Genomic DNA, 20,962 nt, shown 5'->3' on the forward strand with positions numbered 1-20,962 from the left:
CCATGCACTGAAAATTTAAAATTGTCGTTATGCTAGCGATATTTTCTCGCCTGATGCTAAGCAGTGAAGAATTTAAAGATAGCCGTGTTCTGCCAGAAAATCATTGGTGATGGATGAGGCTTTCGACTGGTCTTTGTAGCTAATAAATCGCTGCACATATTTCCCTAAAATATCGCCTTCAAGATTTACCCAACTGCCAGGCTGGAGATAAATCAAATTGGTTTCGGCATAGGTGTGGGGAATAACGGCAACTTTAAACCAATGGCCCTGGCGATCGCACTCCGCGACAGTCAGACTAATACCATTGACAGCAATACTCCCCTTTGGCACAAGACAAGGTGCAATATTCTCCCACCAGGTATCTTCATTCTCGCGATTGTGAGTGAACCACATTTCCCAAGCTTGGGCGGTTTGCACTGATTTTTCGAGGCTGCCAACGCTATCCACATGGCCTGTGACAAAGTGACCCCCTATTTTGCTGCCCACCCGCAATGATGTTTCGATATTGACTTTCTCTGATCGGGCGATCGCCTGACCGAGAATAGTTCGGTTCAGGGTTTCGGGGGAAGCTGTCGCCACAAATCCTTGCTCTAAAATGACTTCGACCGTGAGACAAACGCCGTCTACAGCCACACTGTCGCCAATCTCTAAATCTTTCATAATTGGCGCTGCGCCCTCAGCTGAGATCGAAATTTCGAAGCGATCGCCCCCGAGAGCCTTTACCGTACCGAGAGCTTGAATTAATCCAGTAAACACAGCGTTGTTGCGAGAATTAGTGATTGCTTGATTCTACGACAATCAGTTTTCGAGAGAGCACTGAGGCAAAAAGTTCACAAAAAAAGAGGCTAAATCTAAACGTTGGAACATCCCAGTTCAGATTAGCCTCATTCATTTTTTTTGTGGTGAGAGTTTATAACTCGTCAGGAATCACCCATTTTGGTGGTTCCGCTAACTTTTTCAAACGGGCTTCTTCTGCCATTTCCAGCATCCGATCAAGGGATGTTTCTTGCATAAATTGGCTCGCCTCCTCGACATACCCTTTATTCGGGCAATCATCGCCAAGGACACAGCCATCAACGCAATCCACTGCGCAATTTACTGTTTGAGTCATTGTTTTAAGGTCGGTAAATCAAAAGGGGTTAAATACCGTAGTGTAACGTTTTAGCCGCCCCCGACAATGGTGACAATCTCTAGGCGATCGCCTTCTTGAATAATCGTATTTCCCCAGAGCTGACGATGGAGGATTTCGCCGTTATATTCCACCGCAACTAGACGGGGATTCGTTCCCATATGCTCTAAAAATTTTGGCATGGTCAACTCGCCCGGCGCTGATTGGCGATCACCATTTACCCACACTTGAATCATGGCCTAGTTCGCCCCCTCGATACGCATCAAAGTTTGCTTACGACTGAGCTGTGCCACGAAAAATTGTGTCGCCAAGGTTGGCTGCTCACTTTGCATAATCGCCCGAACGACTGCCACCCGCTGTGCCCCGGCCTCAAGCACCTCATGAATATTGTCCGTATTCACACTACCAATCGCGAACCATGGCACAGTGCAATATTCCTGTGCATAGCTCACATAAGCACAACCAGCCGCAGCTTTCCCTGGTTTAGTTGGCGTTTCATACACAGGCCCGACACCCACATAATCTGCCCCTTCCTTGAGTGCCTTATCCATCTCCTCAGGATTAGTTGTGGAACGACCCACAATTTTGCCAGCCCCTAAAATTTCGCGAGCCGTGGCGATCGGTAAATCTGTTTGACCAAGATGTACCCCATCCGCATCCACTGCCGCGGCAATATCCACCCGATCATTCACGAGAAATAAAGCACCGTAGCGATCGCACAACTTTTTCATCGCAAGGGCATTTGCATATCGCTCCTCATCATTTTTGTGCTTATCGCGATATTGAACAATGTGCACACCACCCTGCAACGCTTCCTCGACTACCCCCAATAAATTCTCATGAGGAGAGGTGACAAGATAAAGATAAGCCTCTTGCAACTTCTGTTTGAGCTGGGGAGCAAAAAGCTGACTTTCGAGGCTATAGACCTGATATCGCATTTGCTTACAACCTTGGGCAATCTCCCCGTTGTAAAGCTTGCTATATTCCTCGATCACTCGCAGCGCTTCCTCGATTCGGCAGATATTTGCTCGCAGCAATTGAGTGAGATCGCTACGATTTTCTTCATTCGGGTGACTCAGGGCTGTACCAACATCATTGGGAGTATCCCGCGCAGCCCGGAATTCTTCACTGTGCCATTGAGCAAGGGTTTGGCGCATCTCTTTGCAACTGCCTGCTAGATCTGCATTATCTAAGCCAAACCGACACCATTCTTCGACAATGCGCAGGCCTTCGCGGGCGCGGTCGAGATTTGCATCTAAAATCCGGAAAATTGCTGCTGTTTGAGGAGAAGATGAGTGTTCAGCCATAATCTCTGGGTAAGGGAAATGTAGTTTGTGGAGTTACGCGCCATATCTTATACCACCTACTTATGGAGATGTTTGCTTGGCACGGTATCTTACTGATTTTAAAGATAGACTTATTGACGGTCGTCGGGGATCTGCTTCGCTGTTTGGTAAAGAAGCTTAATTATCCGATTCGAGTAATTTCCCTTAAGATTTTAGAAATAACCTATGAATCTTTTGCACCCCAAAGATTTTCGCGATTATAGGGCATAGTCTAGAATGCAACTTCCCCTCACTCAGATTTCTCAGCAGTACCACTCTCAGGCGATCGCCGTTGAATCGAAACCAGAACTTAACCATTACATTGCCCAATGGCAGTTCAAAACGCCGAGGCCGACATTAGTGATCGTGGGTGGTGCAGGGGGGATTGCAGAAGAAGATTGCGATACGCTACAGCAACTTTTTATTGATTGTGTGGCTCCTTGGGCAGAAGCTCATGGTTTAGCCGTTGTGGATGGCGGTACAGATGCCGGCATTATGCGGTTCATTGGGGTAGCAAGGGAAACGATTCAAGGCACTTTTCCATTAATTGGGGTCGTCGCTGAAGGAACGGTGAATTTACCTGAGCATCCCGGCACGAATCCCTATGCCGCTGAACTCGAGCCCCACCACAGTCATTTTGTACTGGTGCCCGGTGAGGAATGGGGCGATGAATCTCCTTGGCTCGCTGGCACAGCTACGGCGATCGCCGCTGAATACCCATCCGTCACCTTTGTGATCAATGGCGGCAACATCACATGGCAAGATATCGAGTGCAGCATTGACGAAAATAGACCTGTGGTTACCTTTGCAGGTAGCGGCAGAACCGCCGATATCCTAGCAGAAACCCTTAAAGGCAATGAACAGAATGAGCGTGCCGAAAAAATAATCGAACGCGGCAAGATCCACGCCATCTCTATGCACACTTCTCCCAGCGACTTACAAGTCTTGCTCGCAGACCTCTTCGGTATCTCCCTCACTCAACCCGAAGCCTAGTTGCAACTAGATACTCCAGTTTTTCTAAGTACAATTTTTTCACGATAGTTTGGGGCAAATTATTGACGCTACAACACCCCAACTTTGATCCTCCTCAGACTTGCTAAGAACCAAAATAGTGTCTAAAAATCACATTTCACAGACTTTTTTTTGTGGAAGGCTTAACGTTTTGCGATTAAATATCGTTTTTTACCAAAAATTCATCCAAAATCAGCCATAAATTTTCTATCATTCTTTAAGTTCCCTAGCCAGCATTTACTTGACTGCGTAAGTTATGCCACATTATCTGCAAGAGCCCCTCGAAACAGTAATCGATCAACTCGATTTGACCGCGCGAGAAAAACACTTCATTAAGGGTCGTTGGCTCGATCAGCTCATCTATGCAGATAAGCGAGCAAGTAGAGATCAGAAAAAATATTTTCGTCTACGCATGATCACCATTGTCGGTGGTGTGATTGTCCCTGCGTTGGTTAGTTTGAATAATATTGAAAATACAAGAATCCGCAATGCGATCAGTTGGATTACTTTTGTGACAAGTTTGACGGTTGCAGTTAGTGCCGCCGTTGAGGAATTTTTTCAATATGGGGAGAGCTACCGCCGCTTCCGAAATACTGCTGAGGGCATGAAAATCGAGGGTTGGTCTTTCTTCCAACTCAGTGGTCCTTATGAAGATGCCGCGAGTCACGCGAAAGCCTATAAAACATTTGCGTCCCACGTGGAAAAAATCATCCAGAAAGATGTGGAAGGTTACAACGCAGAGATGATGAAGAAGCAAGAGGATCAGGAGGATGAAGATGATGTCAAGACAGTGAGAAAATCGGTCCAGACCATCGAAAAAACAGAGAAAACTTTGGATGATGCAGATGTGCCAGTAGAAACGACCACTGTCGTACAAACTGAAACGACTGAAATTACAACACCCCAATCTGAGGCACCAGCAGTTGCAGAGGTGGTGGAGTCCACTACTCCTGAGACAAAGGAAAGTTCTGAACCTGTAGAAAAAGCTCCTACGGCTACAGCAACAGAGACACCTCCTGCTGATGACACAGAAAAAGCTTAGATTGTTGCAATGGAATTGAGCGGCGATCGCCTGTTGTATTAGGTAGACCTTTTACAATACGAAGAGGTTACTGTATTGTTTCTTTTTCGTGTTTATTTATGGCAACTGTCGCCACTAACGTTGTGTTCTCCCCTGTGCTCGTCTCTCCTACTGACTCGCTTCACACCAAAACTTATCCCATCGTTGAAACCTTCCATTCGTTGCAAGGAGAAGGAGTCTGGTGTGGTGTATCTGCATTTTTTATTCGGCTAGCGGGCTGCGATGTGGGCTGTCCTTGGTGCGATACAAAAATTTCTTGGAGCGCGAAACATCACCATCAGGTGGCGATCGCCACATTAACCGAGCAAGTAAAAAAAGCCATGCCGCGCATTATTGTGATCACAGGTGGTGAGCCATTAATGCATGATTTAAAACCGCTAACCGATGCGCTGAAATCTCTCGATATTCCGCTACACATCGAAACCTCTGGCTCCCATCCTCTTAGCGGTGAATTTGACTGGATTACGCTATCGCCGAAAACATTTAAGCAGCCTCTGCCAGAAATTTATGCCTTTGTGAATGAACTAAAAGTGGTGATTGATAACGAGGCCGATTTTGATTGGGCAGAATCTGAAGCGAATAAAATCAACCCCACCATCCCTAAATATCTACAACCACAATGGGAAAATTCTGACAGCAAAGATTTGATTTTTCAGTACATTCTCAAACATCCAGATTGGCGACTCGGCTTACAAACGCACAAGTTTTTGGGGGTACAGTAAATGCAAAAAGCCGTTGTTTTACTTTCCGGTGGTCTCGATTCTGCCACTAGTGCCGCCCAGGCGATCGCCGATGGTTTTGAAGTGATTGCGTTGTCATTTCGATATGGCCAAAAACATAGTCGCGAACTCGAAGCGGCAAAACAAATTGCCATTCAGCTCGGCATCACTGAGCATTTTGTGATGGATGTAAATCTGTCTCAATGGGGTGGCTCATCCCTGACTGATTCTACTCAAGAAATCCCGAAAGACGGCGTGCAAACGGATATGATTCCCTCAACCTATGTGCCAGGGCGCAATACTGTGTTTTTAGCCTTAGCCTTATCCCTAGCAGAAGCGAAAGAAGCAGAGGCCATTTATTTGGGTATCAATGCTGTGGACTATTCTGGCTATCCTGATTGTCGTCCAGAATATCTTGAGGCCTATCAAACCCTTGCAAATCTCTCCTCAAAAGCGGGTATCGAAGGCCATGCGCCAAAATTAGTTGCGCCTCTTGTCCTCGATAGCAAAGTCGAAATTGTTCAAAAAGCAATCAAACTCGGTGTGGTGATCGCCGACACATGGTCGTGTTATGAAGGCGGAGAGCAAGCTTGTGGCGTATGTGATTCCTGTCGTATTCGCGATGAAGCCTTAATTAAAGCGGGTTACCCAGAACTAACAAGCCAAAGCAAAGCATAAGATTTCGTAACATTTTTGCCCTCAGTAACAGAAGAAACCTGAACAAATTCGCTATAACAGCATCAGGATTTTTAAATCTATTACATGAGGAAAAATAATTATGGAACGCCGTAAATTTATGGGGTTATTTGGAGTTGGGATGTTTGCCTCATCTCTACCCATCGTATTGGCTGCATGCTCCAATAATACAACTGAGGAAATCACAGAAACAATCGAAGAGACTGCTACAGAAGCAGGTGAAACGGCGATCGCCAAAGCCGAAGAAGCAGGAGCAACCATCGCTGGTTTTACTAAAGTTGGCGATGCAGGTCAGCTTACTGAGGGTGGAACTATTTCTAGCGAAGTTAATGGAAAAAAAGTCTACGTTTTCCAAAACCCAAATGACGAAAGTATTGTTGCCCTAGACCCAACTTGCAATCACCAAGGCTGCCCTGTCAAGCTTGATGGTAGCGAACTTGAATGCAGTTGCCATGGCTCTCTCTTTAAACTCGATGGCAGCTATGTTTCTGGCCCTGCCACCGAGGGCTTAGCTGTCTATGAAGTGAAAGAAGAAGGCACCGATATCTACGTCAAAGTGGGCTAGAATTTCCCCGTATAACCCATCAATCAAAACAAATCAAATCAATATTATGCAAGTCCTATTTTCTGATGAGAGTGGGGCTATTTTTTTGACAAATATTTTTCTGATCCCACAAAAATTGAAGTTTTAAATTTTGCGGAAGATCTAGATTTAATAATCTCGACCACGATATTTGCGTGTCGATTTTTTCTGAGTCTTTTTTTGTTTTGGAGGGCTATCAGATGTTTCTGTGTTGTCTATATCCGCAGACTGGGTATTCCTTCTAGTATGAGAACTTTTGGTGATGGAATTCAAAAAAGAAGAGCCTTGAGCTGAGCCTTGGTCATCAAAATCAGATGATGCACTTGCTCTAAATTCCTGTTGAATCTCAACAATGCAACTCGACAAATTCTCTTTAATTAGTGGTGTATTAAGGGCTGATGTGATGCATTTTGAGGCAGTGATTGCATCAATTGCTATGGTTTCCGATGCAAATTGAGGAACGAGATCAAAGACACCTGCTTGTTTGACACTTTGCCGGGCAATCGGATTACTTTTATGGACTTGTTCATCAATTAAAATCACTGGCACTGATTGGGATCGAGAACTAAGCCAATCACAGAATTCAGCTGGGTCAAGATTGGGTAATGTCTTATCAATTAAAAGTGCATCTGGCGAACGTTTATTTGTGATTTCTTCACTTAATAGTTGTTGCTTTAAATCTTGGTCAAAATTCAGTGTATATACTGCAATTCCTTGAGATTTTAATATTTTTTTCCAGACACGAACTTGTAAATCTGATTGGTGCAAAATAAAAACATTCACAATCTAATACTCCAGTGATTTCAAAAAGATGTGTTCCTAATTAACTGAGTTACTGGTTTTGGGAGCACTCTCATTGCCTTTTTTTGAGCTATGAAAGGCGGTAGATGCATTGAATAGGAAAGATTTTGTTAGTTTCAGAGCCAGTCTTGATGGCAATCAGCATTAATCAAATTAAATTTGCAAATCCTAATTTTTATTGACTAATTTTTCGCTACTTACTACTTATAGGTTAAATAGAAATAGGGACAAAATATCGTGAATATTTCTAACATTTTCTTATTATTGCCTCTTCTCCGAAGATATCTTTTCCGGACAAAAATCTCCACACTTTGAATGGAGTTTTTCGAGCTTATAAAAATCTGACCCATTTGATAATGATCCCATCTCCAGTCGTTCGTTTTCCAAATCTTCCATCACTGCCATCTTCCTGGCGCAATCGTTCTCGTTCGTTACGTTTTCTTTGTTTATTTTGTTTGCTGCCAATTTTGTGGGCTGGCACAGCGATCGCCCAAGATGCAGTCAGTGAAATACCGTTCGAAGTTCAAGTTGTTTTAGACACCCTATGGGTGATTCTTGCAGCGATTTTGGTTTTCTTCATGAACGCCGGTTTTGCAATGGTGGAAAGTGGTTTTTGCCGCGCAAAAAATACCGTTAATATTTTGGCGAAAAACCTTATTGTCTTTGCCATTTCGAGTTTTGCATTCTGGGCGATTGGCTTTGGGCTAATGTTTGGGGATGGTAATGGTTTCCTCGGACTAAATGGTTTTTTCCTAGGCGGTGCGGATAATAGCCCGATGACTGGGGAAATGTATAGCGGTGTTTTCCAATCTTTGAGTTGGGCGAGCGTCCCTCTCTACGCCAAATTTTTCTTCCAACTAGCATTCGCTGGAACTGCTGCAACGATTGTGTCTGGTGCAGTAGCGGAGCGTATTAAGTTTCCGGCATTCGTAAGTTTTAGTTTGGTACTTGTGGCTCTGCCATACAGCATCACAGGTCATTGGATTTGGGGGGGTGGCTGGTTAGAAGGATTTGGGTTTTATGATTTTGCCGGTGGGACAGCTGTTCATATGGTTGGCGGTTGGGCTGCGCTCACAGGGGCAATTCTTTTGGGGCCTCGGATCGAAAAATATAATGGCGATCGCATCAATGCCATTCCCGGTCATAACATGAGTACTGCAACCCTCGGTATTTTGATTTTGTGGCTGGGATGGTTTGGGTTTAATCCGGGTTCAACCATGAGTGCAGACCCAGAGGCTATCAGTCATATTCTTGTCGTCACCAATATGTCTGCAGCAGCAGGAGCATTAGCAGCAGCTATTACATCCTCGGTTCTCTTTACTAAGCCTGACCTTTCCATGATTGGCAACGGTGTATTAGCTGGGCTGGTCTCCATTACGGCAGGTTGTGCATTTGTTAGTATTCCTTTTGCGATTGTGATTGGGGCGATCGGCGGCACAGTTGTCGTAAATTCAGTCCTTCTCCTAGAAAGAGTCCGAGTTGATGATCCTGTGGGTGCAATTTCTGTGCACTTAGTGTGTGGTATCTGGGGCACAATCGCAGTGGGTTTATTTAGTGTTGGCGACGGCATTTATGACTGGTATACAGCAACGAGCGGGCCAGCAAAAGGCTTACTCCTCGGCGGTGGCATGGGGCAAGTACTAATTCAATTATTAGGTGTGGTTTCTGTCAGTCTCTTTGTTGGAGTTTTCAGCCTAGTGATCTGGTTACTCCTCGCTTTCACTGTGGATTTGCGCGTATCGGAAGCGGAAGAAGTGGAAGGTTTAGATATCGGTGAGCACGGTATGGAAGCCTACAATGATTTCTTTAGAGATCTCGAAAAAGATTTTGAATAAATCATTCTTTTCTCTAATAGTTATTCGTTCATTTCTGTTTCTGAAAAATGACGTTGGATTAATGAGTCAATTGTTGTTTTAAAGGCAGGGGCATCGACTGTACTAAATATCGTTGCGTCAAAATCAACTTGACGCAGGCGATCGCCTACAGCTTGTCGATACTCTTCATCCAAAATCAATTTGAGAGCAGTCTGAATATAGTCTTGCTCGGTTGTGGCGATTAAGTCCATTAAGCCAACTTGTCGGAGAATATGAGCGCCAATGCGGTTGTACCAGCGATCGCCTTCAAAAACGACCGTTGGCTTATGGAGATAAAGACTATCGACGACCGAATTGCAGCCTCCGAAATGAAATGAATCGAGGGCTATATCTCCCGCTTCCATCAGTTTCATATAGTCTTGATAGGCGATCGCCGGAACGAGTTCAAAATATTCACGCGGCAGAATAGTTTCAATATCTTGGGCAAATGCGAGATAGCTATTTTGGCGTAACGAAGACCCACAGAAAAATCGAAATAATGGCGGCTGCACAGCTTTTTCTGTGATCCGTTTTAAAGCATTAAGCAGCGGCACATTAATCTTTTGGGCTGACCAAGGACAATTAATTACCACTCTAAAATTTACTGGCGATCGCCCTAAGCGTTCATAATTGGGTTGATTATGAATTACCCCAGCACCAGGTAATAACTTGAGTTTTTCAGAATAAAATTGCTCAGCTCCTTCGGGAATTTCGACGGATTGACCACTGAAAAAATAGTCGATTTTTGAGCCATAGGTACTGACTGAATGTCCCATGCCACAGCATTGAATGGGTGCAAGGCGCATATTTGCCAATACAATACTTTCTGCACTCATCCCCACATCAGCAAAATAAACGAGAGAAAATTGATTCTCTCGTAGTGCATCAAGATTTAATGAACCATCTTTCGACTCTAAATAAATAACCTTTTTAAATAATTTCGTATCCACAAGGGAATAATCATTCCCAAAATTAATTAGCGTTAACTCATAGTCATTTTTAAGAGCAGCAATATATTGGGACAATGTCCGATAAACAGAATGCTGCGGATACCAGAAGCCACTGACAATTGCGATTTTTTTAGGATCAGGTTGATTCTGAATTGTTATCTGAGCTGCCTGATTTTGTTGTAGCGAGAAATTGATTTTATATTTCAGGATGCGATCAAGCTTTGGGTCAATATAAGTCGATCCAAAATATAGATCAGGATGATTATAAAAATGCGTTAAGTGGGGATGATCATAGGCACAGTGAAACTTGATTCTCTCTGCAACTTTTTCATCTGCAAGCCCTGTTAAATAATGACTAAATGTATTGCTATACCAATAACAGGCGAGGTCTGAATTAGACGTGAAAATTTTATTATAGTCAACGTAAATCTCATTTCGGGGTGAATATAGAGTCAGGATTTTGTTGAGATTATCGGTTTGGGAGAGGAGAATTTTTAAATAGGTATCTGTATTCTGAAAGCTTGTGATCGCAGCGAGATTAGCAATAATACGATTACAACGAATAAAGGAACGCGAATATTGCTCAGGTAAGACAAATTCACGTTGAGTAAACAGATAAAAAAAGTTATTTAAAAATTGCTCTAAATATACTTTTAAAGCTGTGGGGAGCTGGGTATAAACACGCTGTTCAAAGTAACTAAGAATGTTGAGGTATTGTGTGGCGATCGCCTCAATATCTTTTACTAAAAAAAGTTGTAAGATTTCGGAAGGATTAAAGTCTGGAATATTGGGCTTCTGAAGAGTCGACATAGTGCCATATTAGTCACGGCTGGTGGGATTGAGCCATTCGTTTAACCCTTCACCCATCAATGATAATCCCATTACCATCATTGTCATGGTTAATCCGGGGAAAAGGGCTGTCCACCAAATTCCGGTCGGTAAAGCATCGAGGGCCAAACGTAAATCATGTCCCCATTCTGGTGTGCCATCGGGCAAACCTAAGCCTAAAAATCCCAGACCACCTAAAATCAAAATTGCATCTGCAGAGTTAAGCGTAAAAAGGACTGGGACACTCTGAATTACATTCCGGAAAAGATACTTTGAAAGTATACGACTGGGAGTTGCACCCATTGCCTGGGCAGCTTCGATAAAGAGTTCTGTTTTGGCGCTAGTGGTGCGATTTCTAACGATCCGAAAATATTGGGGCACATAGGAAATACTTAGGGCGATCGCCGCATTAAAAACCCCTTTTCCCACGACAAAAGCCAGCGTTACGGAGAGTAATAGGCCGGGTAATGTGTAAATCGTATCCATGAGGAAGAGCAAAGCGCGATCTACTTTACCGCCGAAATAGCCACTCACCATTCCCAAAGGCACACCGATGATGAGACTAATACTAGTGGCGAGCAGGACAACTTTTAAAGCAGCCTGGGTACCAAATAAAGTCCGAGATAAAACATCATAGCCTTGGCGACTCGTGCCAAACCAATGCTCCCAACTCGGTGGTTCATGGATGGGGAAACTGAGGGAATCGAGGGGATCTTTTAGCCAACCGATATTTTCGAGGAGAGGTGCACCGATGGCGATCGCCACAAATAAACCTGTGATGCCCACCCCAAAAAACGTTAACCAACGCGATAAATTTGCCTCAGGATTTCCCCCCGCCATAGCTGTCTAATCCGAACTTGAAATGTGACGTAGTCAGTATAGCGGTTGATGCCGTGCCCCGATGATCTTTACCAAATATCTAAACCAATCAATAAACTCTCACGATCAGACAAGTCCCCAATAAGTTTGCGCAGTGGTGGAGGTAATTTTTTAATTAAAGTGGGGGTTGCAACAATATGATCAGACTCTGCGAGATCGGGATGTTCATAAATATCGATAACACGAATCTCATGGCGACCCACTAGATATTCATTGCAGATACCTTTGAGTTGCTTAATTGCCGAGCGAGAGTTGCTTGTCCTTCCAGCAACATAGAGATACAACACATAAAAATCCTTTTCATGATGCTCTGATTGCTGAGTAATCCAGTTTGCAGGGGATGAAGGGTGCTTCTTGGAAAAATCAGAAGACATAGAGTTTGGTAGAGACGTTAGGTGGGGAGAAGGTTCGCTGCCTGTTGTCTGAGAATTTGCTTAAGGGCGATCGCCGTCCATTCTATATCCTCTTTTTGAGTTTGGGCACCGCAGGACAAACGAATTCCGGAGAGGGAGGCCGCGTCAGAATAGTCCATTGCCTTCAGAATTGCGCTAGGACTGAGGGTGCCACTATGGCAAGCTGAACCCGCACTAATGCCTATTCCCGCGAGGTTGAGCTGGCGTACAAGACTTTTGCCTGTAAGGCCTCGCAAGGGTGAATCATCACGAATCACAAAACTAATATGATGTGGCAAACGATGGTTGCGATCGCCTGTGGGTTGCAGATGTTTACAATCAGCTAATAGCTCAAAACATAAATCCCGCAATTGCTGTAATCGTATTGATTCTGTGACAAGATTTTCCGTTGCTAACTCTGCGGCTACTCCAAATGCAGCAATGCCCGGAACACCCTGAGTACCTGAACGCAATGTGTTTTCCTGACCACCGCCGAATAGTTGAGGCTGAAGCTGGACGCCATCGCGGATATAGAGTGCCCCAGTTCCCTGTAAACCATAAATTTTATGACTAGACAGGGAGAGTAAATCAACGGGCAACGTTTCCACATCAATTGCCACACGACCCGCAACTTGCACTGCATCAGTATGAAACAGCACATCATGTTTGTGGGCGATCGCCCCTAGCTCTTCAATAGGTTGCAATGTTCCCACTTCACTTTGACCATAAATAATCGAAGCCAAAATGGTATTTGGTTGAATTGCTCGTTCAAACTCTTCTGGATTTACCCGACCAAAATGATCAACAGGTAAACGTGTGATTTGCCAACCTTGCGTTTCGAGATAATCCGCAGCCTTGGCGATCGCCGGATGTTCCACACTCGAAATAATCAAATGCTGAGGTGTTTTAAATTGACTAGTAATGCCAAAAATTGCCAAATTATCTGCTTCCGTGCCGCCAGCAGTAAATATGATGTTGTCAGGATTTGTTCCTCCCACTAGACCTGCCACTTGCATCCGTGCCATCTCAATCAAAGTGGCTGCTCGATTTCCCCAACTATGCAGACTCGATGGATTGCCCCAGTCCGCTGTGCAAACTTCTTGAACCTTCTCCAGCACCAACGGATGAGGCGGTGTTGTCGCACTGTAGTCAAGGTAAATTTGCATGGCACTATCAAAAATTTTCTATGTCTAATGTAGCGATTTTGAAGGAAAGTTCAGATACGCTTTGGCGCGCATGAGTGGAATATCGAAAATTATCCACTAAATTTTAAAGACTTGTCAGGATTAATCGCTTTAACCCAACAAGCCTCTATCAAATCATTTTGTCAACGACGTAGATTAAACTAACTCTCTCACATCACTGACTTCGCCTTTAATCGCTGCAGCGACAACCATTGCAGGGCTCATCAGTAACGTACGACCAGTGGACGATCCTTGACGACCTTTAAAATTACGGTTGGAAGATGATGCACTAATTTGATCCCCCTTCAATTTATCGGGGTTCATCGCAAGGCACATCGAACAACCTGGCTCACGCCATTCAAAGCCTGCTTCAGTAAAAATTTTATCGAGACCTTCAGCTTCGGCCGCAACCTTAACACGTTCAGAACCCGGCACCACAAAGGCTTTAACACCACTTGCCACATGATGACCTTGAGCATATTTTGCCGCTTCTTGAAGATCGCTTAAACGACCGTTGGTGCAGCTCCCGATAAAGCAGACATTAATTTTGGTGCCTTGGAGAGGTTGACCCGGTTCGAGCTGCATATATTTGTAAGCTTCAAGGGCAAGGGCTTGTTCATCAGCGGGCATACTGTCGGTTGTTGGCACAGGTTCATCAACACCAATACCCTGGCCGGGGGTAATCCCCCAAGTCACAGTGGGTGCAATGTCAGCCGCATCAAAAGTGACCACGTCATCATACTCAGCATCAGTATCACTGCGGAGACTATCCCACCAGGCGATCGCCTTATCCCAGTCCCCATCCTTAGGCGCAAAATCACGACCTTTGAGGTAATCATAGGTAATCTGATCAGGATTGACATAGCCGCAGCGCGCACCACCTTCAATCGCCATATTGCAGACTGTCATGCGCTCTTCCATCGACATTTTTTCAAAAGTGCTGCCAGCATATTCGTAGGCATAACCCACACCGCCTTTCACACCCAATGTACGGATGATATGTAAAACCACATCTTTGGCATAAACACCAGGCTGAAGATCGCCATTCACTTCAATTTTACGAACTTTCAGTTTCGCCAACGCAAGGGTTTGAGAGGCTAAGACATCCCGTACATTTGATGTGCCAATACCAAAGGCGATCGCCCCGAATGCACCATGGGTAGATGTATGGGAATCGCCACAAGCAACGGTCATCCCCGGCTGTGTTAAACCCTGTTCCGGCGCAATCACATGGACAATCCCTTGGCTACCAGAACCGACGTTATAGAAACGAATATTATTTTCTTTTGTATTCTGTTCGAGCTCTTGCATCATCGCTTCAGCGAGGGGATCCGCAAAAGGACGCGCTTGATCTTCTGTGGGGACAATGTGATCCACCGTTGCCACTGTCCGCTCGGGATACATCACTTTCAGACCGCGCTCTCTCAGCATGGCAAAGGCTTGGGGGCTGGTTACTTCATGGATCAGATGTAGCCCAATAAACAGTTGAGTTTGACCAGATGGCAAAACTTTAACTGTGTGCAAATCCCAAACTTTATCGAAGAGAGTGCCCTTGCTCATGTGACTGAATGACTGTAATTACTTAATTCACGGTCTTCAATGATACATCCTTTATTCCTCGTCGGAGTTGGTTGTGTGGTATGTGGGCAAGGTAATGGAAAAAGTTGTTCCTTCTTTCGGTTTAGATTTGAAAGAGATATCGCCTTGGTGGGCTTCAATAATCAGTCGCGACAAATACAAACCAAGACCGCTACCGCCTTTGAAATGCTTACCCTGTCGGAATCGTTCAAAAACTTCTGCTTGGTCACTAATCGGGATGCCGGAGCCACTATCAGTCACGTTGACCAGAATGGTGTTTGTATCTTCACAACTCAAGTCAACTTTTACGAAGCCTTTTTTCGTAAATTTAATGGAGTTGCTTACCAAGTTTGTAATGACACGATGTAAAGCGAGGCGATCGCCCTCAATCCAGACGGTCTCCTCTGGTACCGACATATCAAGGGTAAGTTTTTTTTCAAGCGCTAGAGGATTGAGCTCTTGAATCACATTCTCGATTACTTTTTTGAGGTCAGTTTTGCTGAAATAAAATGTTTTCCGTTCTGATTCATAGCGATAAACCTCCAGGATATTATTGACCATTTCAAGAAGGTTGGCATTACTGTGGGACATGGTGTGCAGCACTTCCAGCATCGGCTCAGAGAGATCTCCGAACGCACCATTGAGCATCAGATTTAACATCCGATCAGCGGCGATGAGTGGCGTTCTCATGTCATGGGTCAGGCGCGACGCAAAGTCCTCCCGTTGGCGGGCGATCGCATTGCGGTCATCCACTGTATGTTTCAGTCGCAAAAGAGAACGCACCCTGGCAACCAATTCATCAATCTCTACAGGCTTACGAATAAAATCATCAGCACCAATATCGAGTCCTAAAGCAACACTTGGCTGGGCATGGGCTGTAATCAACAAGATCGGAATATAGGGTAATGATTCATTATTGCGAATACGGCGGGTCACCTCAAAGCCGTCAATATCCGGCATCATCACATCCAACAAAATTAGTTGGCAGGGTTCTTTTTCAATTAATTCAAGAGCTTCAGTCCCATTAGTGGCAGTAATCAACTCTAATTCTTCATTTTCAAGAATACTCTGAATTAACAATAAGTTATCGGGGGAGTCATCTACTACCAATATGCGATCTGAAGTGCTTGCTGAAACCATAGACTCATGAAGAGAGAAAAGACGTAAATGCAACGATGATGCATTCATTCAGTAAAAGAGATTTAGACCTATTTTTTAACCACCTTTGGGCATATATATAATTAAGGAGATTAGCCACCAACAGAATAATAAGGTTGTGGGCAATATTCTCAAAAACAATGAAGCCTTTCAACAATGAAATTGCAACATTTTTTTGATAATTATTAACGTTTATTCAGAGTTAAGTATCACTACTCATTAAATATTTTCTTTAGAATATTTTCAGGATCTATCAATAGAAATAGGGCGTAGACATTGATTCTGTATTGATCCTTGTTTCGACTCCAAATATTTGGGATAGCTGAGAAATCTTATTGTGTGTGTTTAAGACTACGGTTTGTACTGCCAATATTTAATAGTGCGATCCCAGCTGGCACTTAAGAGGTCATAACTCTTCGGGAGAAAGGTGATTGACCAGACCCAACCCTGATGATCTTTTAAAGTGGCGATCGCCTTTCCTGTTTTTAGGTGCCAAATTTTGATTGTGTGATCTTGAGAGCCTGTCGCAAACAGCTTGCCATCATCACTAAAACAAACACTATTAACTGGTTGATCATGGGCCTGGAAACTTTGCTGAAGCTGCTGATCCGTCACCGACCAAAATTTCACCACGCCATCAGCGTCACCACTTGCCGCTAATTTTCCTGTGGGGTAAACCGCAGTAGTCAAGACTTCAGAGCGATGTCCCGTCAATACCTTTAGCAATTGATTTGTGAAAAGCGACCACAACCGTACCGTTTGATCTTTGCTGCCGCTCATCAAAATTTGCTGCTGTTTGCTGAGTGACAAACTGACAACCCAATGGTCATGGCCTTCTAGGGTCGCGAGCACCTCATGGCTGTTCGGTTGCCATAGCTTAATGGTCTTATCTTGAGCAGCACTGACCAACGTATGTTCGTTAAATAGCAGCGCCCGTACCCAATCTTTATGACCCATCAAACTAAATTGTTTTTTGCCGGTGAAGGGCTCCCAAATTTCAATGCTTGTGTCATTGCCTCCCGTTGCAATGGCGAGGCCATCTGGTTGAATGGCGACGCATCGTAACCAGGACTCATGGCCGCCAAAACTATGGATCGCTTTCGATTGATCTAGATACCAAACTTTTGCTGTTTTATCGCCACTAGCCGTCACAAAAAAGCGTTTATCTGGACTCACAGCGATCGCCCGAACCCAAGATTCATGTCCACAATAGGTCGTCGAGCAGTACCAAGCAGCAGTCATCACAAAAATGCCTTAAGCCGAGAAGGAAAGATTAAGTAAATAGAAAAGTTACACTATTTAATTCTGCACCCAAATTACCCACCCTGAAAAAAATCACATTGAAATTCATTAAATTGCTCAATTCACTAAGGAATAAAGTATTGGCCAGCAGAAGTAATTTGGTACGATTAGGATTGATAAAGAATCAAAATAAATATTTTTCTTGACATCAAGATAATTCATTATTGCTTTAATAGTGCATTGATTTTTATGAAAATAAGCAAGTATTAAACTGACTCAGCAATAATTTACACTCACATTAAAAACGATAAAAAATCGTCTTTTTTTACCCCGTAAAATAGCGGCGGTGTGTAGTTCAAGAATTCTTTGGACAATACAATTCAAGGTTAGTTAATGTCTAATTCGATTTCTCCTGACACTTTCCCACCACAGCAATGGGCTTTTGTCCTGCTGTTACAGAGTTATTGTCAGGCGATCGCCAAGATTCAGGCACAGGCGCAAGAAATCGAAACACTCGAAGCCTCTATGCAGCAAACGCTCTGCAAATATCACGAGGCAATGCACCAATATCATGACCTCAGAGAGCAGTTTGACCACCAATATAGCCAGCAGTACCAACAATACTTTTCATTGCCCATTCCCTGTTATAGCTGGCAATATGCCGACGAAACCCTACAGTTGATCGACTTTAATCCTGCTGCTGCCCGCTTTAGCCAAGATAAACTCGGCCATCGCACTGTCGCCATTGGTCACAAGCCAGAAAAATTATTTTCAGAGTGCCCTGCTCTACACCGTTACCTCAGTGATAACTATCAATCTCAAACATCAAGTACCTACCACCTAGAATTTCGCCATCGGCAGCTGTATCTCAAAGTGGACTATGTCTACCTTGAGCCGGATCAGATTTTGATGTTTATCGAGGATGAAAGTGAGCCGATTATCACGGAGAAAAAATTACGGACAAAAGCAAGACAACAATCGACTATTTCCCGTCTTGGCCAACTAAGTTTAGAGGCAGAGCAGCTTGATCACAAAGAACTAGATAAATTGTTTTACCAGAGTGTTATCGCTGTGGCACGGATGATGGAATTACCTCTAGCTTCTCTATACCGAGTCAAGTCTAGTGACACAACTTGTTTACTAGAAGCGGGATATGGCTGGGCAGAAGAGCTGGTAGGTATAGCAACGGTCAGTCGGGAATCCTCCCTCAGTCATATTGGCCACACCATCTCAGTTCAGGATACGGTGGTTATTGATGATCTACGACTCGAAAAACGCTTTAGGGCAGAATCACTGCTCAATAAACATGGGGTTGTTAGTGGTGTGAGTGTTCTGGTTGGGACTGGCGAAAATCTCTGGGGAGTTTTGGCTGTGTACAGCTTGGAGATACAAGCTTTTTCGAAAGATCAAATTAACTTTTTGCAGGCGATCGCCAATATCATTGCCACCGCCGTTCATCGTGAGCAGCAAACCCGCAATATGAATTTATTGCACCACTCTATTAATGCTATTGATCAAGGCGTCATCATCACTGATCCGCGCCAGAGTAAAAATCCAATTATTTATGCAAACCAAGGTTTTGAGAATATTTCAGGCTACAACGCCTCAGAAATTCTTGGTAAAAATTGTAATTTCCTCCGGGGAGAACAAACAGAAAAAGCGTCCCTAAACAAATTGAGAGATGCTGTTCTCCAAGGCAAACCCTGCCATGTCATTCTCCGTAACTATCGTAAATCTGGGGATATGTTTTGGAATGATTTACAGATTTTTCCTGTTCAAGATACCGATGGTACTCTTACCCACTTCATTGGCATTCAAAAAGATATTACTGAGCAGCGGGCGATCGCCGAACATCTCTATGAAAGTGATTTCCAGTTTCGCCAGATGTTTCATCTCGCACCGATTGGGATGGCTATTACCGATCTCGAAGGACGCTACATTACTGTGAATGAGGCATGGAGCAAAACCCTTGGCTATGAACAGCGAGCCTTACAGGAGTTGAGCTATCTAGAGGTGACCTATCCCGAAGATATCTCCGAAGATTTACATCAAAATCAGGCCTTACAAGCCGGTCAAATTAAACAGTTTCAGCGAGAAAAGCGCTATCTCACAAAAGATGGCCAGGTGATCTACACAATCATGCAGGCAGTTTTGGTGCAAACAGCAGCAGGCGAGCCACACCATGTGATTCGGCAAATGGTTGACATTAGCGATCGCAAACATATGGAGCAGCAACTTATTCGAGATGCACTGTACGATTCTCTGACCAATTTACCAAATCGCTCCCTACTCCAAGAGCGTCTCCAGCAATCGATTCAGCGTCACCAACGTTATCCAAATTATAATTTCGCAGTACTCTTTCTCGACCTCGACCATTTCAAATGGGTCAACGATAGTCTTGGGCATCCAGTGGGTGATCAGCTGCTACAAGTTTTTGCATTGCGGGTACAGGATTGCCTCCGAAAAACGGATACTTTAGCGCGGTTGGGAGGGGATGAGTTTGTAATTTTGCTGGATGAGATTCACCAGGAAAGTTTTGCGCTACAGATTTCACAACGAATTCATGAGGCGTTGCAATGGCCATTCAAATTAGCCGCGCAGAATATTTTTGTGGATGTCAGTATTGGCATTGTGCAAGGGTCGATGAACTATAGCAGTCCAGAGGCCTTATTGCGGGATGCGGATGTGGCGATGTATCAAGCAAAATCTCGCGGGCGATCGCGCTCAGAGGTGTTTGACCATCAGCTGCAACAGGAAGTTTTAAATCGTCGACATCTGGAGCAGGATCTACGACAGGCGATCGCCGAGCAGAGTTTAACGATGCGGTACCAGCCAATTATTCGCCTAGATCATGGTGAATGTGTGGGGATTGCCGCTCAGATTAATTGGGAACATCCTCGGGATGGCTTGATTGACCCTGATTATTTTTGGGCGATCGCCACTGAAACAAGCTTAAGTCGACCTTTACTGCGTTGGGGATTGAGAGCAGCCTGTCAGGATTTACAACAATGGCAACAGACCTTGGGCAGGACTCTCCAACTACACTTTTATATTTCCGCTCAACAACTTCGGGATCCCCAGCTCCTTCATCTGATTACAGCCATGCCAACGACTTATGGCCTGGACTATCAACAGCTAATTTTAGAGTTTTGTGAGTATCCCGAAGATGTTACTGATATTGAAATTCGACAACATCTCGTCCAACTGAAAACCCTTGGAGTCAAGCTATTTCTCGATGATCTTGGCGACACTAATCTTGCACTAAACTCTCAACATTATCAGCTCATTCAAGGAGTAAATATTAAAGCAAAAATCCTCAAGGATATTGCCAATGAACAAAATGCGGAGTCTGCTTTATTTGGTGCGTTAGTGCATCTTGCCCACAGTCTTGATCTAGAGATCTTAGTGCAAGGTATCCAAACAGAACAGCAGCAACAAATCGCTCGCACTTTTAATTGCACATTTGGACAAGGAGACTTTTTCGGAGAATGGCAAACCAAGCAGCAAATTGCAGGGCTATTACAATCTCTGGCGATCGCCTCGTCAACCTAAC

19 protein-coding genes are annotated in these 20,962 nt (G+C 44.2%); 7 read left to right on the forward strand and 12 right to left on the reverse strand.

Going from position 1 to position 20,962, the window contains the following annotated elements; all coding sequences use genetic code 11:
- Positions 1 to 72 precede the first annotated feature (72 nt).
- The 4 genes from ribE to LEPTO7376_RS16035 all read right to left on the reverse strand — a co-directional run bounded on the left by ribE (position 73) and on the right by LEPTO7376_RS16035 (position 2,436).
- The gene (gene ribE / locus LEPTO7376_RS16020; RefSeq protein ID WP_015135198.1) at positions 73 to 756 is read right to left on the reverse strand and encodes a riboflavin synthase; all 684 of its coding nucleotides are present in this window, start codon (positions 754 to 756) and stop codon (positions 73 to 75) included.
- 154 nt (positions 757 to 910) lie between these two features.
- Positions 911 to 1,111 carry a hypothetical protein gene (locus tag LEPTO7376_RS16025; RefSeq protein WP_015135199.1) on the reverse strand — a complete coding sequence of 67 codons (201 nt, stop codon included), beginning with the start codon at positions 1,109 to 1,111 and terminating at the stop codon, positions 911 to 913.
- Positions 1,112 to 1,161: 50 nt separating this feature from the next.
- On the reverse strand, positions 1,162 to 1,365 hold the full coding sequence (gene thiS, locus LEPTO7376_RS16030) for a sulfur carrier protein ThiS (protein WP_015135200.1): 204 nt from the start codon (positions 1,363 to 1,365) through the stop codon (positions 1,162 to 1,164).
- A 3-nt stretch (positions 1,366 to 1,368) separates the two neighbouring features.
- Positions 1,369 to 2,436 carry a thiamine phosphate synthase gene (locus tag LEPTO7376_RS16035; RefSeq protein ID WP_015135201.1) on the reverse strand — a complete coding sequence of 356 codons (1,068 nt, stop codon included), beginning with the start codon at positions 2,434 to 2,436 and terminating at the stop codon, positions 1,369 to 1,371.
- A gap of 255 nt (positions 2,437 to 2,691) precedes the next feature.
- Here LEPTO7376_RS16035 and LEPTO7376_RS16040 point away from each other — a divergent pair, with 255 nt between their 5' ends.
- The 5 genes from LEPTO7376_RS16040 (at position 2,692) to LEPTO7376_RS16060 (ending at position 6,526) form a co-directional block, all read left to right on the forward strand.
- The gene (locus LEPTO7376_RS16040; protein ID WP_015135202.1) at positions 2,692 to 3,447 is read left to right on the forward strand and encodes a hypothetical protein; all 756 of its coding nucleotides are present in this window, start codon (positions 2,692 to 2,694) and stop codon (positions 3,445 to 3,447) included.
- A gap of 274 nt (positions 3,448 to 3,721) precedes the next feature.
- The gene (locus tag LEPTO7376_RS16045) at positions 3,722 to 4,507 is read left to right on the forward strand and encodes a DUF4231 domain-containing protein (RefSeq protein ID WP_015135203.1); all 786 of its coding nucleotides are present in this window, start codon (positions 3,722 to 3,724) and stop codon (positions 4,505 to 4,507) included.
- Between the two features lie 98 nt (positions 4,508 to 4,605).
- Positions 4,606 to 5,268, forward strand: a complete 663-nt coding sequence (locus LEPTO7376_RS16050; RefSeq protein WP_015135204.1) for a 7-carboxy-7-deazaguanine synthase QueE — start codon at positions 4,606 to 4,608, stop codon at positions 5,266 to 5,268.
- A complete protein-coding gene (gene queC / locus LEPTO7376_RS16055; protein ID WP_015135205.1) occupies positions 5,269 to 5,943 on the forward strand; it encodes a 7-cyano-7-deazaguanine synthase QueC in 675 nt (224 codons plus the stop codon). It begins immediately after the preceding gene.
- A gap of 100 nt (positions 5,944 to 6,043) precedes the next feature.
- A complete protein-coding gene (locus tag LEPTO7376_RS16060) occupies positions 6,044 to 6,526 on the forward strand; it encodes a ubiquinol-cytochrome c reductase iron-sulfur subunit (RefSeq protein ID WP_015135206.1) in 483 nt (160 codons plus the stop codon).
- 147 nt (positions 6,527 to 6,673) lie between these two features.
- Here the strand turns inward: LEPTO7376_RS16060 and LEPTO7376_RS16065 are convergent, their stop codons facing one another.
- Complete coding sequence (locus LEPTO7376_RS16065) at positions 6,674 to 7,327, reverse strand: response regulator (protein ID WP_015135207.1); 654 nt, start codon at positions 7,325 to 7,327, stop codon at positions 6,674 to 6,676.
- A gap of 485 nt (positions 7,328 to 7,812) precedes the next feature.
- Between LEPTO7376_RS16065 and LEPTO7376_RS16070 the strand changes: the two genes are divergently transcribed.
- On the forward strand, positions 7,813 to 9,180 hold the full coding sequence (locus tag LEPTO7376_RS16070; protein ID WP_315861525.1) for an ammonium transporter: 1,368 nt from the start codon (positions 7,813 to 7,815) through the stop codon (positions 9,178 to 9,180).
- 20 nt (positions 9,181 to 9,200) lie between these two features.
- On the opposite strand, the gene LEPTO7376_RS16075 is transcribed toward LEPTO7376_RS16070, so the two are convergent.
- The 7 genes from LEPTO7376_RS16075 to LEPTO7376_RS16105 all read right to left on the reverse strand — a co-directional run bounded on the left by LEPTO7376_RS16075 (position 9,201) and on the right by LEPTO7376_RS16105 (position 17,409).
- Positions 9,201 to 10,958 carry a hypothetical protein gene (locus tag LEPTO7376_RS16075; protein WP_015135209.1) on the reverse strand — a complete coding sequence of 586 codons (1,758 nt, stop codon included), beginning with the start codon at positions 10,956 to 10,958 and terminating at the stop codon, positions 9,201 to 9,203.
- Between the two features lie 9 nt (positions 10,959 to 10,967).
- Positions 10,968 to 11,816, reverse strand: a complete 849-nt coding sequence (locus tag LEPTO7376_RS16080; RefSeq protein ID WP_015135210.1) for an ABC transporter permease — start codon at positions 11,814 to 11,816, stop codon at positions 10,968 to 10,970.
- A gap of 68 nt (positions 11,817 to 11,884) precedes the next feature.
- Positions 11,885 to 12,229 (reverse strand): circadian clock KaiB family protein, encoded by a 345-nt coding sequence (locus LEPTO7376_RS16085; RefSeq protein ID WP_015135211.1) that lies wholly within the window; start codon positions 12,227 to 12,229, stop codon positions 11,885 to 11,887.
- Between the two features lie 17 nt (positions 12,230 to 12,246).
- Complete coding sequence (locus LEPTO7376_RS16090) at positions 12,247 to 13,413, reverse strand: cysteine desulfurase family protein (RefSeq protein WP_015135212.1); 1,167 nt, start codon at positions 13,411 to 13,413, stop codon at positions 12,247 to 12,249.
- A 174-nt stretch (positions 13,414 to 13,587) separates the two neighbouring features.
- A complete protein-coding gene (gene leuC / locus LEPTO7376_RS16095) occupies positions 13,588 to 14,991 on the reverse strand; it encodes a 3-isopropylmalate dehydratase large subunit (protein WP_015135213.1) in 1,404 nt (467 codons plus the stop codon).
- Positions 14,992 to 15,042: 51 nt separating this feature from the next.
- Positions 15,043 to 16,149, reverse strand: coding sequence for a hybrid sensor histidine kinase/response regulator (locus LEPTO7376_RS16100; RefSeq protein WP_015135214.1), 1,107 nt, complete (start codon positions 16,147 to 16,149; stop codon positions 15,043 to 15,045).
- A gap of 369 nt (positions 16,150 to 16,518) precedes the next feature.
- Positions 16,519 to 17,409, reverse strand: coding sequence for a WD40 repeat domain-containing protein (locus LEPTO7376_RS16105; protein ID WP_015135215.1), 891 nt, complete (start codon positions 17,407 to 17,409; stop codon positions 16,519 to 16,521).
- A 393-nt stretch (positions 17,410 to 17,802) separates the two neighbouring features.
- Here LEPTO7376_RS16105 and LEPTO7376_RS16110 point away from each other — a divergent pair, with 393 nt between their 5' ends.
- A complete protein-coding gene (locus LEPTO7376_RS16110) occupies positions 17,803 to 20,961 on the forward strand; it encodes a diguanylate cyclase domain-containing protein (protein WP_015135216.1) in 3,159 nt (1,052 codons plus the stop codon).
- Position 20,962 lies beyond the last annotated feature (1 nt).

Origin of the sequence: [Leptolyngbya] sp. PCC 7376, from assembly GCF_000316605.1 — a bacterium.
Lineage (GTDB): Bacteria > Cyanobacteriota > Cyanobacteriia > Cyanobacteriales > MRBY01 > MRBY01.

Excerpts from the sequence above, each read along its gene's own strand:
- LEPTO7376_RS16025 (WP_015135199.1), bottom strand. The coding sequence starts at position 1,111 with ATGACTCAAACAGTAAATTGCGCAGTGGATTGCGTTGATGGCTGTGTC.
- thiS (WP_015135200.1), bottom strand. The coding sequence starts at position 1,365 with ATGATTCAAGTGTGGGTAAATGGTGATCGCCAATCAGCGCCGGGCGAG.
- LEPTO7376_RS16110 (WP_015135216.1), top strand. The coding sequence starts at position 17,803 with ATGTCTAATTCGATTTCTCCTGACACTTTCCCACCACAGCAATGGGCT.
- leuC (WP_015135213.1), bottom strand. The coding sequence starts at position 14,991 with ATGAGCAAGGGCACTCTCTTCGATAAAGTTTGGGATTTGCACACAGTT.
- LEPTO7376_RS16050 (WP_015135204.1), top strand. The coding sequence starts at position 4,606 with ATGGCAACTGTCGCCACTAACGTTGTGTTCTCCCCTGTGCTCGTCTCT.
- LEPTO7376_RS16060 (WP_015135206.1), top strand. The coding sequence starts at position 6,044 with ATGGAACGCCGTAAATTTATGGGGTTATTTGGAGTTGGGATGTTTGCC.
- LEPTO7376_RS16080 (WP_015135210.1), bottom strand. The coding sequence starts at position 11,816 with ATGGCGGGGGGAAATCCTGAGGCAAATTTATCGCGTTGGTTAACGTTT.
- LEPTO7376_RS16040 (WP_015135202.1), top strand. The coding sequence starts at position 2,692 with ATGCAACTTCCCCTCACTCAGATTTCTCAGCAGTACCACTCTCAGGCG.
- LEPTO7376_RS16045 (WP_015135203.1), top strand. The coding sequence starts at position 3,722 with ATGCCACATTATCTGCAAGAGCCCCTCGAAACAGTAATCGATCAACTC.
- LEPTO7376_RS16105 (WP_015135215.1), bottom strand. The coding sequence starts at position 17,409 with ATGACTGCTGCTTGGTACTGCTCGACGACCTATTGTGGACATGAATCT.
- LEPTO7376_RS16075 (WP_015135209.1), bottom strand. The coding sequence starts at position 10,958 with ATGTCGACTCTTCAGAAGCCCAATATTCCAGACTTTAATCCTTCCGAA.
- LEPTO7376_RS16085 (WP_015135211.1), bottom strand. The coding sequence starts at position 12,229 with ATGTCTTCTGATTTTTCCAAGAAGCACCCTTCATCCCCTGCAAACTGG.
- LEPTO7376_RS16100 (WP_015135214.1), bottom strand. The coding sequence starts at position 16,149 with ATGGTTTCAGCAAGCACTTCAGATCGCATATTGGTAGTAGATGACTCC.
- queC (WP_015135205.1), top strand. The coding sequence starts at position 5,269 with ATGCAAAAAGCCGTTGTTTTACTTTCCGGTGGTCTCGATTCTGCCACT.
- LEPTO7376_RS16090 (WP_015135212.1), bottom strand. The coding sequence starts at position 13,413 with ATGCAAATTTACCTTGACTACAGTGCGACAACACCGCCTCATCCGTTG.
- LEPTO7376_RS16035 (WP_015135201.1), bottom strand. The coding sequence starts at position 2,436 with ATGGCTGAACACTCATCTTCTCCTCAAACAGCAGCAATTTTCCGGATT.